Origin of the sequence: Tsukamurella soli (assembly GCF_039541155.1) — a bacterium.
Taxonomy (GTDB): Bacteria; Actinomycetota; Actinomycetes; order Mycobacteriales; family Mycobacteriaceae; genus Tsukamurella; species Tsukamurella soli.
Window position 1 is genome coordinate 1 of record NZ_BAABFR010000117.1, and the last position, 14,269, is coordinate 14,269.

Annotated in this window: 10 protein-coding genes; 1 reads left to right on the top strand and 9 read right to left on the bottom strand. The window is 72.6% G+C overall.

Annotated features, from left to right (window positions below; translation table 11 throughout):
• The 4 genes from ABD908_RS23540 to ABD908_RS23555 all read right to left on the bottom strand — a co-directional run.
• On the bottom strand, positions 1 to 1,322 hold a 1,322-nt coding region (locus tag ABD908_RS23540), incomplete at its 3' end, for a hypothetical protein (protein ID WP_345000610.1).
• 88 nt (positions 1,323 to 1,410) lie between these two features.
• Positions 1,411 to 2,082: a nitroreductase family protein gene (locus tag ABD908_RS23545; RefSeq protein ID WP_345000628.1), complete on the bottom strand. Its 672-nt coding sequence runs from the start codon at positions 2,080 to 2,082 to the stop codon at positions 1,411 to 1,413.
• Positions 2,083 to 2,203: 121 nt separating this feature from the next.
• Positions 2,204 to 2,707 (bottom strand): DUF2505 domain-containing protein, encoded by a 504-nt coding sequence (locus tag ABD908_RS23550; RefSeq protein ID WP_345000612.1) that lies wholly within the window; start codon positions 2,705 to 2,707, stop codon positions 2,204 to 2,206.
• The gene (locus ABD908_RS23555; RefSeq protein WP_345000614.1) at positions 2,686 to 3,384 is read right to left on the bottom strand and encodes a flavodoxin family protein; all 699 of its coding nucleotides are present in this window, start codon (positions 3,382 to 3,384) and stop codon (positions 2,686 to 2,688) included. Before ABD908_RS23555 ends, ABD908_RS23550 begins: the two co-directional genes overlap by 22 nt.
• Positions 3,385 to 3,478: 94 nt before the next feature.
• On the opposite strand from ABD908_RS23555, the gene ABD908_RS23560 reads away from it, so the two are divergent.
• On the top strand, positions 3,479 to 4,297 hold the full coding sequence (locus ABD908_RS23560; protein ID WP_345000616.1) for a class I SAM-dependent methyltransferase: 819 nt from the start codon (positions 3,479 to 3,481) through the stop codon (positions 4,295 to 4,297).
• 20 nt (positions 4,298 to 4,317) lie between these two features.
• Here ABD908_RS23560 and ABD908_RS23565 read toward each other — a convergent pair whose 3' ends face one another.
• From ABD908_RS23565 to ABD908_RS23585, 5 genes are read right to left on the bottom strand one after another with little or no spacing between them, the layout of a single operon-like run.
• Complete coding sequence (locus ABD908_RS23565; protein WP_345000618.1) at positions 4,318 to 5,559, bottom strand: phthiocerol/phthiodiolone dimycocerosyl transferase family protein; 1,242 nt, start codon at positions 5,557 to 5,559, stop codon at positions 4,318 to 4,320.
• A 1-nt stretch (position 5,560) separates the two neighbouring features.
• Positions 5,561 to 6,559, bottom strand: coding sequence for an ABC transporter permease (locus ABD908_RS23570; protein WP_345000620.1), 999 nt, complete (start codon positions 6,557 to 6,559; stop codon positions 5,561 to 5,563).
• Complete coding sequence (locus ABD908_RS23575) at positions 6,556 to 7,407, bottom strand: ABC transporter permease (RefSeq protein ID WP_385924338.1); 852 nt, start codon at positions 7,405 to 7,407, stop codon at positions 6,556 to 6,558. Before ABD908_RS23575 ends, ABD908_RS23570 begins: the two co-directional genes overlap by 4 nt.
• 14 nt (positions 7,408 to 7,421) lie before the next feature.
• Positions 7,422 to 8,396, bottom strand: a complete 975-nt coding sequence (locus tag ABD908_RS23580) for an ATP-binding cassette domain-containing protein (protein ID WP_345000622.1) — start codon at positions 8,394 to 8,396, stop codon at positions 7,422 to 7,424.
• The gene (locus ABD908_RS23585; protein ID WP_345000624.1) at positions 8,396 to 12,883 is read right to left on the bottom strand and encodes a type I polyketide synthase; all 4,488 of its coding nucleotides are present in this window, start codon (positions 12,881 to 12,883) and stop codon (positions 8,396 to 8,398) included. The genes ABD908_RS23580 and ABD908_RS23585 overlap by 1 nt, the downstream gene beginning before the upstream one ends.
• Between the last annotated feature and the right edge of the window lie 1,386 nt (positions 12,884 to 14,269).

Sequence of the window (14,269 nt, forward strand, 5' to 3'; positions counted from 1 at the left end):
GGGCTGGCGGCAGGGACGGCCGCGGGCAGGGCGGTGGAGGCGGCCGGCGCCGCGGCCGCGGCGCTGCTGCTGCCCGTCACCGTGTCGGCGAGGGCCGCCACGGTATTCGTGATCCCACCCGTGGTGGGGGTAGCGGCGGGCGCGGTCACCGCGGACGGCAACTCACTGGTCAGGCTCGTCCCGGTGCCTGCAGGCAACCCCAGCGAGGACGCGATGTCGGATGCGAACGCGGCTCCCTCCCCCAGGACGGTTGCGGCGGCGTCGGTGATCCCCGACGGGGCACCCGAAACCCACGGGCTGTAGTTGTCGTACTCCGTCTGCAGGAAGTCCGCGGTCTGGGTCAACTCCGACTCGAGCCCCGCCTGGTCGTACGCGGGGTCGGTCAGGGACGATACGGCGTCGGACCAGAATGTCTCCTGGCCCTCGGCGCTCCAGAAGTTGAGCGCATCGACGTTCCCGTCCGGTGCTGTGGGATCTGCGTGCCCGGCCCAGTCGGTCGGAGTCAGAGCCTGTCCGAGGTCGGTGAAGGTGTAGTACTGCCCGAACAGCGGGATGCGGCTCTGGGAGTCCGGCGCGCCCGGGACGACGATCTGGCACGGCAGGCAGTAGGTGCCGGACACGAACGGGTTCAGGTCGTTGAAAGACGACTCGCCGAGGTCCGCGAGGGCGGTGGCGTAGTCCGACAGGCTCGGCACGGCCTCTACCCCGGTCGGGGTCGCGGTGAGCGTGTCCCAGAGCGCTTCCACTTCGCCGAACGGGTTGAGCGTGCCCGTGGTGTCCGACCAGGGGATCGGAATGCTCGGGTCGATGGTGTTCACCACCGTACCGAAGTCGTAGCCCGACAGCAGGGTCCACGGTGTCACGGTGAAGTAGGGCGTCCAGTAGGTGGCGCTGTTGCAGGGACCTGGTACCCCCGTGCAGCCGGCGGTCATGGGGAACTCGGCCTCCGCGATGACGTTGAACTGATCCGCGAGCGCCTGCGCGACGCTCGGCACCGGGATCAGCATGGCCGCCACGCCGTTCACCTTCGCGAGATCGCCCTGGTCGAAACCGATCACGTTGCCCGGCTGGTACTGCCACCAGTTGCCGGACACCACCATCCCGTTGTTCATCGAGTCGATGCCCGCCAGCTCGTTCGCCGGGATGTCTGCGATCATGTCCGCCAGGTTCTGCGGGATGTTCACAACCGAGCTGTCCACCAGGCGGATGCCGGCCGAGCTGCTCGGGGTCGACGCCATGGGCATCAGTGCCGCAGTGACACCGACGGCCGCCGCAGCGGCCATGACTGCGGCGTTGGTTCGGAGCGCGGGGCGCATGTTCATCGGACCTTCTCCTGATCAGACGAGCCCGACAGCGGGCTGGAGGTGAGTGGCTTCACTGTATGCCATTGCATATTCAATCCCTGCATCTTCATTGCTTGAGGTCTCCTGTGGGTTCCAGCCAGTACCGGTTGCCGAAGCCGTCCAGATGGGTCACCTCTCCGACGGGGGTACGCCCCGACGGCCCGTATCTGCCCCGCGGCCAGCCGAGGGGCACCACACACACGGGTGTCACGTCGGTAGGCAGGGCCAGAATCCGTCTGGCGGACGGCAGGTTCCAGAGCGGCATGGTGATCAGCGACGCGCCCAGCCCCATCGCGCGGGCGGCGAGCAGCAGGTTCTGGACCCCCGGATAGATGGAACCCCAGTAGCCCGACTCCGCGACGTGGGGCATCCGCAACGCCGGGACGCGACCCTCGCGCGCGCCGAGCTGCAGGCACGCGACGACGAGGACGGGTATGTCGGCGAAGTTGTCGACCTGCCACTGCACGGCACGGGCCAGCCGCGCCTTCGCCGGATCCCGGTCGGCCTGCCGCCGATACACCGTGCGGTAGAACAATGTCCACGCCTGTCGGTACCGCCGTCCCAACCGCTGTTTGACCCGCCGGTCCTTCACCACCACGAACTGCCACTGCTGGCCGTTCTGCCCGGTGGGCGCGCGCTGCGCGAGTTCGATGCAGCGCAGCACGATCTCGTCGTCGACGGGGTCCGGCAGCACGCGCCGGATCGCCCGCTGCGTGCGCATCGCCTCCTGCAGCGGCATGTCGAGGCGCGCGAAGGCCTCGGCGCGGGACGGCACCGGTGCAGGCGCACGCCGGGCGGTGGCGGGGCCACCCCCCGGTGACGAAGCGCCCGCCGGCGCGGCGACCGAATACTGCTGCTGTTCAGACACGGCTCGCGATCCAATCCGTCGTGAAGTCCTGGATCTCGGGGATGTGCGCCGCGAACCCACTCGCAAGGTACTTCTCGACCCGGCCACCGACCAGCGGGATCCCGACGCGGACAGCGCCGATCACCCGCAGGCGGGAGCCGGTACCGTCGGGCTCGAGGACCGCCGCGGCGGAGCCGGAGCCGGGCGCTCCGGCGACCCGGATCGTGATGGCACCCTCGACGCGGCCCGGCGCTACCGGCGTCCACGTCTCGGTCGCGTGCACCTCGAGGTCGCCGGGATAGCAGCGCGCGAGCAGCGGTGGAAGCGCATCGCGCCGCAGATCCTGGGTCGTGGATACGCGGACGGTGCCGTCGTGGCCCACACCGATCTCGTCGAGCGTCATCGTGGCATCGAACGCGGCGAACCGGTCCTCCCAGTAGCCTGCGGTGCCGAATGCACTGTGCACCTGATCCACCGTGGCCGGGGACGAGACCGTCACATCGAATTCGCGCGGCACGCGATCACCTCCGCGCGGGTCCGTTCGGCCAGATCCGCGGCGAAGTCGCGGACGCGGTCGAGCTGCTCCGGCTGCACATTGGTCACCGGGATCCGCACGCCCGCATAGCGTGCGCGGTACCGCCCCGAGCCCAGGTAGCTGGTCAGCGACAGCATCGACCGGAGCTGGTCGCCGGGGTAGGTCAGGTGGATCTCCCCCGCATATCGGCCGCCCTGCCACTCGGCGAGGCGGCGCACCGCGGCGAGGTTGCCGCGCCAGCTGTCCCGGCACACCACGAATACGGCGAACTGCCGGCGCGCCAGCAGCTTCCGCGCGTCGGTGGAGCGCAGGAACGACCGGATGGGCAGGCTCGCGGTGCTCCACCAGGTGGGCGACCCGATGCATACGAGGTCGAACCCGCCCTCGCGCACCACATCCGGCACCGCGACGCGCGCGTCGGCCCGCCGCACCTGCGCCGGCAGCACGCTCAGCATGTCGGGCCACACCCGCCGCATCGGGAAGCGCGCGAACGGCTTCGCGTACCGCGGATCCGTCAGCTCGACCGCCGCCTCCTGCACCTCGAAGCCGTTGTCGCGCAGTACCTCGCCCGCGGCCTGTAGCACAGTCCGGGACTGGCCGGTGTAGCTGTAGTACAGCAGCAGCGCGCGCAGTGGGGCCGCCTCGTGCGTCTCACCCATATCAGCGACTCCCCTTACGTCCCAATCGATTACGTTCATCACGAATCCGCAGTCGGGGGTTGCGCACGGCGCCGCGGCGGCTATTGTGGTCGGCATGACCGACAAGGCCACCGTCGACCTCTCCGGTCCGGCGCAGACGATGCTGACCACCCTGTACCTCAAGGCCCGGGACGCGGGACTCGCCCGCCCCGTGCTCGGAGACACGTTCGCGCAGCAGGCCATCGAGCGCCTCGACTACGACTGGCAGCAGCTGGGGATCAGCGCCCGCTGGGCGCCGCTCGTCACCGTCCGCACGGCGCAGTACGACGCATGGGCCCGCGAGTTCCTCGCCGCCCACCCGCGCGCCACGGTGATCCACGTCGGATGCGGCCTCGACTGCCGCGTGCAACGCCTGGACCCGGGACCCGAGATCGCCTGGTACGACGTGGACTACCCCGAGGTGATCGCCCTGCGCGAGACCATCTACCCCGCGCGCCCCGGCTACACGTTGGTGCCCACGTCGGCGACCGACCCGACCTGGCTGGACCAGATCCCCGCGGACCGGCCGACACTGCTGATCGCCGAGGGCATCAGCATGTACCTCACCGCGGAGCAGGGTGCGGAGCTGCTGCAGCACGTCGTCGACCGGTTCCCGTCGGGCGAGCTGCAGATCGACTTCTACAACGGGTTCGCGATCCGCACGCAACGCGCCCACATGCTCAATCGGCGCACCGGATCGAAGCTCTACTGGGCCGTGGACCGTCCGGAGGACGTCCTCGCCCGGGTCAGCGGCATCCGGCCCGTCGCAGCGGTGTCGTTCTTCGGCGCCGAGCCGTACGACCGGACGTCGGCGGGGTTCCGCGCCGCGCGGTCGCTCGCCCGGGTCGCCCCGCCGGTGCGTAACGCACTGCAGTACCACCGCTATTCGTTCTGATCCCGCCGTCCGCCGGGTCATCACCGCACCACCTCCGACAGCACGGCTCCGACCTGCTCCACCGAGCGCTGCGGGTCGGGGCCGTGGGAGTGGTACTCGACGATCAGGCGGCCGCCGAAGATCTTGCTGGTGTACATCTCGATGCCGGACTCCACCTGGAAGTACAGCTCGCCGTACACCTCGGTCAGCTCGACGCCGGGCGGGGTCCGCATCGGCGGCACGATCCCGTTGTCGGTCAGCATCACCACGTCGGGTAGGCCGGGCGGGTTGCCCGCGTACTGCGGGGTGAAGTGCAGCAGCGACTGCGCCACCACGCCCTCCGCGAGGTCGGTGCGGAAGGCACCCGCGATCTCCGCGGCCAGCGCCAGGACTTCGGTGCCGTGGTCGATCTCGGCCAGGTATGTGGCCACGCCGACGGGGTTGGTGCAGCCCGTCGCGGACACCGCCGGCGTCAGGACGTAACGCAGGTCCACCGGGTAGATGTACGGGACCGGGATCTTCGTCGAGCCGCGCAGCCGCCACTCCGCGATCAACACGGCTGCCGACACGATTCCGTTGAGGCTCACCTTGTTCGCACGGGCGTACCCCAGCAGGGCGTGGGTCTGCTCCTCGCTCAGGGCGACGGTGGCCATCGGCACCCGGACGGGGAACGGTGGCCGGGCATCAGTGGTCGCGCGGCGCGACGGCGGCAGGTCGAACGCGAACAGCGCGGGCATGAACCGCTCCAGACCGGAGCGATCGAGCCGGGTGATCCCGCGCTCGGCCAGCACCGTCTCGAGCGGTGCCGGCGCGGGCGCGGGCGCCACGCTCGCCCCCCGGCCGCCGGCCACGAGATCGGTATAGCGCGAGAACAGCTCCTCGATGAGGGCGAACTGGTGATGGCCGTCGGCGAGGCTGTGGTGAACGTACAGTGTGGCTCGTGTCCCGGCCGAGGTGCCGTCGGCGGGACCGCCCTCGGCGACCCGCAGGTGCACCAGCGCCTGCGTCTGATCGAATATCGGCGGCGCGTCGTCGCCCGGGCCGAACACGTCGATCCCGGGGTGCTGCAGGTCGTGAGCGACGATCTCGAAGCCGCCACCGTCGACGGGCACGATCTGCGCCGCGAGTACGGGGTGGGCCGCGAGCAGGTCGTCGAAGGCCGCCGCCAGCGCGTCGGTGTCGACGACGCCGGACAGGTGCGCGCCCAGCCCCACGAAGTTGTGGGTGTCCGCGAACATCTCCTCGCTGCGCGCGAGACGTCGGATGACCGCTGATGTGAACATCTCAGCCTCTCCTGCTCGCACGGCGGTAACCGATCGCCAACGGCAGGGCACACACCGCGACCACCACCGCGGACCACTCCACGAGCTCGGTGAACGGATGGAGCACGGGCCCGCCGAGGGCCAGGCCGCGCATCGTGTCGACCGTCGTGCTGAACGGCTGGTGCTGCACGGCCGGCTGCAACCACTTCGGGTACTGGTCGAGCGGCACGAAGCCGGTGCAGAAGAACATGAACAGCCCGGACACCAGCGCCGTCGCCTCGACCAGGATCGTCTTCGCGGAGTACACCGACACCGTCATCACGGCCACCGAGAAGGCGATCCCGAACACCGTCGGCACCAGCAGCCAGCCGATCGCGCTGAGCACACCGCGATCGAACCGCAGGCCCAGCACGAGCCCGGCGCAGGCGAGCACCGCGGTCGCGAGGACGATGCGGAGCGCCTCCGCCAGCAGCCGCGACAGCACGCCCGCCGCCCGGTGCACCGGCACCACCCACAGCCGCGCCAGCAGCCCGTCGTCACGCTCGCGCATCACGCCCAGCCCCCCGACGGTGGCTCCCTGCGTGGCCGCCACCATCGCGACCAGCGGCACGCTGCCGAACAGCGCGTTGTGCCCGGTGACATGCGAGATGCCGTCGCCGAACACGATGTTGAGGGTCACCAGGAACGCGATGGGCACCAGCGCGGTCTCGGTCATCGTCGCCGGGTCGCGGCTCCAGCGCCGGACGATGCGCCCGGCCAGCAGCAGTGTGTGCGGCACCAGATTCCGCCACGAGTTCTCCGGGGCGGTCGAGCGCGCCTCCGCTCCGGGCGGCGGCACGATCTCGCCGCCTCGGCCGGACGGTGCCCGGCGGGCCTGGTCCGACGGCTGCTGGTGGGATCCGTCCGGCGGCGCTCGGTGCGCGCCGATCGACGGCGCCCGGTGTGCCCCGCCGGCTGCGGTCCCCCCGCCGTGCGCGGGCGGTGTCTGGGGGCCGGACTGCTCCCCGGTCGTCGCCGTCATCCCACCCTCCTGACCACGACCAGCAGATACAGGGGCACCAGCACGGCGATCATGCCCACCGCCCACGCGACCGCCGGGCCGACCACCGACCACGACACGACCCCGGCCGCAGGCGTGGTGTCACCGGCGAGCGCCCGCAGCGCGAACACGAACTGCGAGATCGCCTGATCCCGCACGAACCCCTGGATCCACGTAGGGAATCGCTGGACCGGCTGCACCCCCACCGACAGCAGCCCGAAGACCAGCTGCGGCAGCATCATCAGGTGCGTCGTCGCGTCGGGATTGCGGGACGCGGCCCCGATGAAGTCGCCGAGGAACCCGAGTGCGGCGCCCACCAGGAGCACCAGCAGGCAGAACCCGGCCGTGTGCCCCACCCCGCCGTAGAACCGGAACCCGATCACGTAGCCGCAGACGATGGACAGCACGAGCGCTACGGCGCACCGGTACATGCTGGCCGACATCCGGGCCGCCATCGGGACCGCCCGGGGGATCGGCATGGAGCGGAACCGCCGGTTGATGCCGGCCACGGAGTCCGTGGCCGAGCGGAAGCCGCCCGAGATGGCGGCGAACGACACGGCCTGCAGGGCGATGAGCGGCATCAGGTACTGCGCATAGCTGCTCATGTCCCGGGCGTAGACGCCCATGAAGTGCTTGAGCGGGATGTAGAAGCCCACGGTGAACATGATGGAGGCGGCCACCTGGGTGACCAGCTCGCCGTTGCGCAGGGTGGGCACCACGGCGCGGGTGGTGAGGACCCACCACTGCGTCAGCGCCGATGTCGTCGACCGCGGCGCGCCCGTGAGCTCCGCGCGCGGCTCGACGAGCGGTTCCGCCCGCTCGGCGATCAGCGGCTCGGCCCGCGTCACAGCGCAGCCTCCGGTTCCAGCGCCGGCCGGTCGCCGGTGAGGGCGAAGAACACCTCGTCCAGCGACGGGCGACGCAGCGCGATGTCCACGAGCTCGACGTGCGCCTCGTCCAGCCGCGCGACGGCTGCGACCAGGGTCGCGGTGCCGTCAGGCGCGGGCATCGAGATGCGGTCGGCCGAGGCGTCCTCGGCGGGTCGGTTCTGCTCGGGCAGCAGCGAGCCCAGCGCGGCGACGATGGCGGGCAGGTCGGCCCGGTGCCGCGGCACGATCTCGCAGTAGGTGGCGCCCGTACGCTCCTTGAGCTGGTCGGCGGTGCCCTCGGCGATCACGGCACCGTGGTCGATCACCACGATCCGGTCGCTCAGCGCGTCCGCCTCCTCGAGGTACTGGGTGGTGAGCAGCGTTGCGATGCCCTCGTCGCGCAGCTGCGCCACGAGATCCCACACACCCTGCCGGCTGCGCGGGTCGAGGCCCGTGGTCGGCTCGTCGAGGAACACCACCTCCGGGCGCACCACCAGCCCGCAGGCGATGTCGATCCTCCGCCGCATGCCGCCCGAGTAGGTGCCCACGCGCCGGTTCGCCGCGTACGCGAGCTCGAACCGGTCGATCAGCTCGGTGGCACGCTCCCGCGCGTCCGACTTCGACAGCCCCTGCAGGCGGCCGAACATCACGAGGTTCTCCCGGCCGCTCAGCATGTCGTCGAGCGCCGCGTGCTGGCCGGTGAGCATGATCGACCGCCGCACGGCCGCGGGCTCGGCCACCACGTCGTGCCCCGCCACCTCCGCGCGGCCCTCGTCGGGCCGCGACAGGGTCGCGAGGATGTCGACGGTGGTGGTCTTCCCGGCGCCGTTGGGCCCGAGCAGGCCGAGGATCTCGCCGCGGGCGATCTCGAACGAGATCCCCGTCAGCGCGTGGAAGGAGCCGAACGACTTCGCGAGCCGGTCGACGATCACGGCCGGTCCGGTGCCCATCACGCCTCCTCACTGACATCGAGTGCAGACAGGTCGATCAGCTCCAGTTCGTCGACGGCGGCGGCGGCCTCGTCGGCCGCGATCAGATCGCGTGCCAGGCCGGTCAGTGCTTCGGGATAGGCGGCGGCCAAGGCGGCCGCCCGGTCGGGGTCGATGCGGCGGCGGTCGTACCACCAGTCGGCGTGCAGCTCGCCCCGCGACCGGTACACCCGTAGCTCGAGCGCGTGCCCGAGGCCGGGCGGCGTCTCGCGGACGGGCAGCGTGGTGTCCGGGTCGAAGCGCACCGGGGCGTCCGCCGGGACGTCCGGCGGCTCGGGCAGGGTGCCCGCGAACGAGAAGTGGAGGTCGGCCTTCGGCAGCGCGGCCAGGCGGGCCGCGGTGGGCGCGTACAGGTACCGCAGCAGACCGTAGCCGATGCCGTGGTGCGGGACGCCACGAAGAACGGCACGCACGCCGTCCAGTTCGTCGGCCGCCGCCTCGACGTCGCTCGCTCCGTCGGGCCTGCCGGCTGCGCTGTCGAGTACCACCGGGTACAGCGTCCCGAACCACCCGGCGGTCCGGTGCAGGTCCACCTCGGGCCGGAGCACCGAGCGTCCCGCGCCGGTCACGTCCACGGCCACCCGGCCGGGCCCGACGGTGGCGGCGACCGCCCTGGCGAGCGCGGCGAGCAGGAGCTCGTCGACCTGCGCTCCGGTGCGGCCGCGGGCGTCGTCGAACTCGGTCACGTCGGCGACGCCGACGGTGGTCGGCACCCGGACGAGGTCGGTGACCCCGGGCCGATCCGCCGCGGATCCGGCGGCAAGGGGGACCCGTCCCCCGCCGGCCGCCCGTTCGAGCCAGTAGTCGCGGCGGTCCAGCACGGCCGGGTGGGTCGCGAGACCGGCGACCCGCCGGCACCAGTCGGCCCACGAGGCGGTCACCGGCGACAGCTCGATCGGCGCGCCCGCCGCCCGCTGTCCGAACCCGACGAGCAGATCGGTCAGCAGGATGTCGCGCGTCTCGGCGTCGGCGGCGACGCCGTGCAGGGTCACGGCCAGGTGGCTCGGGCCACCCGCCGGATCGGTGACGAGCGCCGCCGTCAGCGGTGCGCTGTCGATCCCCCGGCCGGCCACCTGGCGGGCGACCACGCCCAGTACGGCCGCACGTGCGGCGTCCGCGTCGACGACACCGTCGGGCAGCGGCTCGACCATCAGGTCCCGGAACTCCTCTGGGGGCCGGATCTCCTGCTCCCACAGTCCCGCCCGCTCCGTGAGGCGTACGCGCAGGACGTCGTGCGCGGCAGTGATCGCGGTGAGCACCGCGCGGACGTCGTCCGCGGCGATGTCGGGTCGCAGCCGCACGATGAGCGGCGTGCGCCACCGGCCGGGCTCCGCCAAACCGTGCTCCAGGAGGTGCGCGACGTTCGGCGGCACGGGCGGGCGCGCGGACTCGTCCATCGGACCCGCGAGGCCGCCGGCCGCGTACCGCTCCTCGAGCGCACGCGCGAGCGAGGTGACGGTGCGGTTGTCGTACAGATCCTGCGGGGTCAGCTCGAGGCCTTGGTGCCCGGCCGCCATCGCGACGCCGATCGCGATCAGCGAGTCGCCGCCGAGCGCGAAGAAGTCGGTGTCGGGGTCCACCGCGTCGACGCCGAGGCACTGCGACCAGATCCGCCCGAGGCGGTCAGCTATCGTCCCACTTCCTGAATCACCCGGCACCGCAACCGGTTCCGATGTCGCTCCGGCGGGATCGGCGTCCCGCCGGGGCCCCGCCGCGGTGGGCCGGTACTCCACCCAGTGTCGATCCCGCGCGAACGGGTAACCCGCAACGGTGACCCGCCGCCGCGCGGTGCGGTCACCGTCGACCTCCCACCGGACGTCGACGCCGGCAGCCCACAGCTGTCCGAGGCCGAGCAGGAACGCCTCGTGGTCGTCGCGGTTCTGCGCGGGGTGGCGCATCGTCCGCACCGCGCGGTGACCCTCGGCCCAGCGGGGGTGCCGGCCGGCGGCGGAGGTCAGGGCCGCACCGGGTCCCGCCTCCACTAGCACGCGGCCGTGCTCGGCGAGCACGGTGGCGACGTCGTCGGCGAACCGCACCGTGGCGCGGATCTGCCGCGCCCACGCCGCCGGGTCCGTCGCGTCCTCCGCGGACATCCACGTGCCGGTCACGTTGGACAGGATCGGGATCCGCGGCTCGCGCAGCGGGATCCGCGCGAGGGCGGCCGCGAACTCCGCGGTGACCGGTTCCATGAGCCGCGAGTGGAAAGCATGCGAGGTACGCACGCGCCGGGCCGCCACCCCGTGTTCGGCGAGGCGGGCGGTCAGCCGCGCGACGGCCGCATCGGTGCCGGCGATCACGCACCCGCCCGGCTCGTTGACGGTCGCGACGTCGAGGTCGGCGCCGCCGTCGGCGGTCAGATGCACAGCAAGGTCGTCGGCGCTGAGCGGCACCGCGAGCATCGACCCGCGCGGCGCGGCATGCATGAGCCGCGCACGCACGGACACGGCAGCGATCGCGCCGGGCAGGTCGAACACGCCGGCCACCGTGGCGGCCACGTACTCGCCGATGCTGTGGCCCAGCACCGCCGCCGGAACGATCCCGCGGGACGAGAGCAGTTGCGCCATCGCATATTCCACGGTGAACAGGGCGGGTTGGGCCCGCTCGGTGCGCTCCAGCTCGCGGGCGGGCCCGTCGAACATCGTCTCGCGGACGTCGAAGCCGAGCTCGGCGGCGAAGCCTTCGGCGCAGCGGTCGACCGCGGCGCGGAACACCGGCTCGGCCTCGTACAGGCCGCGGCCCATGCCCACGTGCTGGGCACCCTGCCCCGGGAACAGCAGCACGACGCGCCCCGCGGCGCCGGGAGCGGAGCGAGCGGGCCGAATCGAACCCTCGGCGCCGGCGGGCACCTCTCCGATCGCGACCGAATCGTCGTCGGCGACGGTGCCGGACAGTACCGCCGCGGCGTGCTCCGCGTCGCGGGCCACGGCCGCGAGGCGCACCGGCTCCGCGCGCCGGGTCGCCAAGGTATAGGCGGCATCCGCCAGGTCGACACCGTCCGGGCCGCTCACGTCGGCCGCGAGCTCGGCGCGCGCGCGATCGAGCGCGTCCCGGCGGCGGGCCGACAGCAGCAATACCCGGGGGCCGGCGGCCTGGGCACGCGACTCCTCGATCGGCGCCTCCTCGAGCACGACGTGCGCGTTGGTCCCGCCCACGCCGAACGAGCTCACGCCCGCGCGCCGCGGACCGTCCCATTCCCAGGGGCCGTACTGGCCGCGTACCTCGAACGGCCCGCGGTCGAGATGCAGCTCGGGGTTCGCGCTCGTGTAGTGCAGCGTGCCCGGGAGGGCGCGGTGCTCGAGGCACAGGATCGCCTTGATCAGCCCGACGATGCCGGAGGCCACCTCGAGGTGGCCGATGTTGGCCTTCACCGAGCCCAGCACACACGGCCCGGGCCGGGTGTCCTCGGCGAGCTCGAAGGCCTGGCGCAGGCCGTCGACCTCGACCGGGTCGCCCAGCGGCGTCCCGGTCCCGTGCGTCTCGACGTAGCCGATGCTCGATGCGTCGACGCCGGCCACGGCGTGGGCCTCGGCGATCACCTCCGCCTGCCCCACGGCGTTCGGGGCGGCGTACGTCATCTTGGTCGCGCCGTCGTTGTTGACCGCCGAGCCGCGGATCAGCGCGTGCACCCGGTCGCCGTCCTCGAGGGCGCGCTGGTAGCTCTTGAGCACCACGACGCCCACGCCGCTGCCGAACACGGTGCCGTCGGCCCGCACGTCGAACGGGCGGCAATGGCCCGAGGGTGACGACATCGAGCCGGGCTCGTGCCAATACCCGACGCGGTTGGGCACACGCACCGACGCGCCGCCCGCCACCGCCACGTCGCACTCGCCCGACAGGATCGCCTGGCTCGCCAGGTGCACGGCGACCAGCGACGACGAGCAGGCGGTCTGCACCGACAGGGCCGGGCCGCGGAAGTCGAACTGGTGCGCCACGCGGGTGGCGAGGTGGTCCTTGTCGTTCTGCAGCGACAGGTTGATCATCTCGAACGTCGCGCCCTGCCCGATCACGCGCTCGGGGTCGAGGTGCGACATCAGGTTGTGCAGCAGGTAGCCGCTCGCGGAGCTCGTGCCGTACACGCCGACGGTGCCCGGTCCGTCCTCGGCACGGGGGTCGATGCCCGCGTCCTCGAGGGCGTGCCACACCGACTGCAGGAACAGCCGGTGCTGCGGGTCCAGCATGCGGGCCGCAGCCCCGGAGAGGCCGAAGAACTCGGCGTCGAACTCCTCGACGCCGCCCAGCCACGCGGCGCGGCGCACGTAGTTCCGGTCGCCGAGCGCGGCGTCGTCGATGCCCTCGGCGCGCAGCTGCGCTTCGGTCAGCGCAACGATCGACTCCTCGCCCGCGCACAGGTTGCGCCAGAACGCCGTCACCGAGTCGGCGCCGGGGAACCGCCCCGCCATGCCCACCACGGCGATCGCATCGGCGAGCCCCTCGTCGTGCCCTGTCATGTGTGCTGTCCTGTCTTCCGTCGGGTGGCGGCACGTTGGCGCGCCGCCGCTCGTTGCCGTGACCGCTCGCGGAGCGACCCCGCCTGGGCCGCCGCAGGTCCTGACTCGCCGTCCACATCGCCGCCGTCCTGCCCGGCGCCATCGTCGGCGGCCGGGATCCCCAACTGCCGCACCACGTCTGCGGCCAGATCCCGCAGCGTCGCGCCCTGCAGCAGCAGTGCGACCGCGGGTTCGACGCCGAAGTCGCCGCGTGCGGCGTTGCGGATGCGGACCGCCATCAGCGAGTCCATACCCAGCTCGGTCAGAGGTCGGTCCGGGTCGACCGCCGCGGTGCCGCCGTACCCCATCACCGCCGAGATCCGGCGCTGCAGCCGCTCGAGGGCCAGTTCACCGGCGCGGTCGCCGCCCGCTGCGACCAGCGCCTCGGGGCCGGGCCAGTCGTCACCGTCGTCGCCCGCGAGCTCGGCCGCCAGCGGCGCGAAGTAGCCGAGCCGCAACAGCTCCGGGAACGCGGCGGCCGCACGATCGAGCCGCAGCCGCGCCACACCGATCCGCGCGGGGACACCGCCGACGACGGTGCCGGCGGCGACGGCGTCGAGCGCCTCGCGCCCCTCGGCGGGGCTGATCGGGTCGAGTGCGTCCATCGTGAGGGCGCGAGCGAGGCCGACGTCGGACCACTGGCCCCAGTCGATCGCCACCACGGGCGCACCCGCCGCACGGCGGGCCGCGGCGTGCGCGTCCAGCCAGGCGTTCGCGCACGCATACGCACCCTGCCCGGGCGAGCCGAGAAGCGCTGCGACGGACGAGAAGCCGATCCACCAGTCGAGGTCGCGGCCGGCCGTGGCCGCATCCAGGCGCAGCGTTCCCGCCACCTTGGGTGCCCAGACCCGCGCCACGGCGTCGGGGGTGAGCGCGGTGATCAGCTCGTCGTCGAGGACGGCCGCGGAGTGCACCACGCCGCGCAGCGCCAGCCCGGTCTGCTCCGCGGCGGCGACCAGCCGATCGGCGACGCCGGCCTCCGCGATATCGCCGGCCACGTACGCCACGTCGCCCGCAGCCTGCAGCGCCGCGAGCGCAGCCGCGCGGTCACCGTCGGGCTGCGTCCGACCGGACAACACCACCCGCCCCGCGCCGCCGTCGAGCAGCCAGCGCGCGACGACCAGCCCGATGCCCCCGAGACCGCCGGTCACCACGTACGCGCCGTCGGCGCGGATCGCGCGAGCAGCACCGTGTCCCGGGGCGGCAACGCGCGTGAGCCGCTGGGCGAGCCGCACGCCGCCGCGCCACGCGACGATGTCGTCGCGCGCGGCGTCGTCGTCGGTCTCAAGTCGGATCGTAGCCATGTCGTTCTGTGAGCCAAGGAGTTGGGACTAGTGGTTGTCTTCC

Coding starts and splice junctions, on each gene's coding strand:
- ABD908_RS23545 (WP_345000628.1), bottom strand. CDS start 2,082: ATGCCGCTGCAGGAGGCGATGCGCACGCAGCGGGCGATCCGGCGCGTG.
- ABD908_RS23555 (WP_345000614.1), bottom strand. CDS start 3,384: ATGGGTGAGACGCACGAGGCGGCCCCACTGCGCGCGCTGCTGCTGTAC.
- ABD908_RS23560 (WP_345000616.1), top strand. CDS start 3,479: ATGACCGACAAGGCCACCGTCGACCTCTCCGGTCCGGCGCAGACGATG.
- ABD908_RS23565 (WP_345000618.1), bottom strand. CDS start 5,559: ATGTTCACATCAGCGGTCATCCGACGTCTCGCGCGCAGCGAGGAGATG.
- ABD908_RS23570 (WP_345000620.1), bottom strand. CDS start 6,559: ATGACGGCGACGACCGGGGAGCAGTCCGGCCCCCAGACACCGCCCGCG.
- ABD908_RS23580 (WP_345000622.1), bottom strand. CDS start 8,396: ATGGGCACCGGACCGGCCGTGATCGTCGACCGGCTCGCGAAGTCGTTC.
- ABD908_RS23585 (WP_345000624.1), bottom strand. CDS start 12,883: ATGACAGGGCACGACGAGGGGCTCGCCGATGCGATCGCCGTGGTGGGC.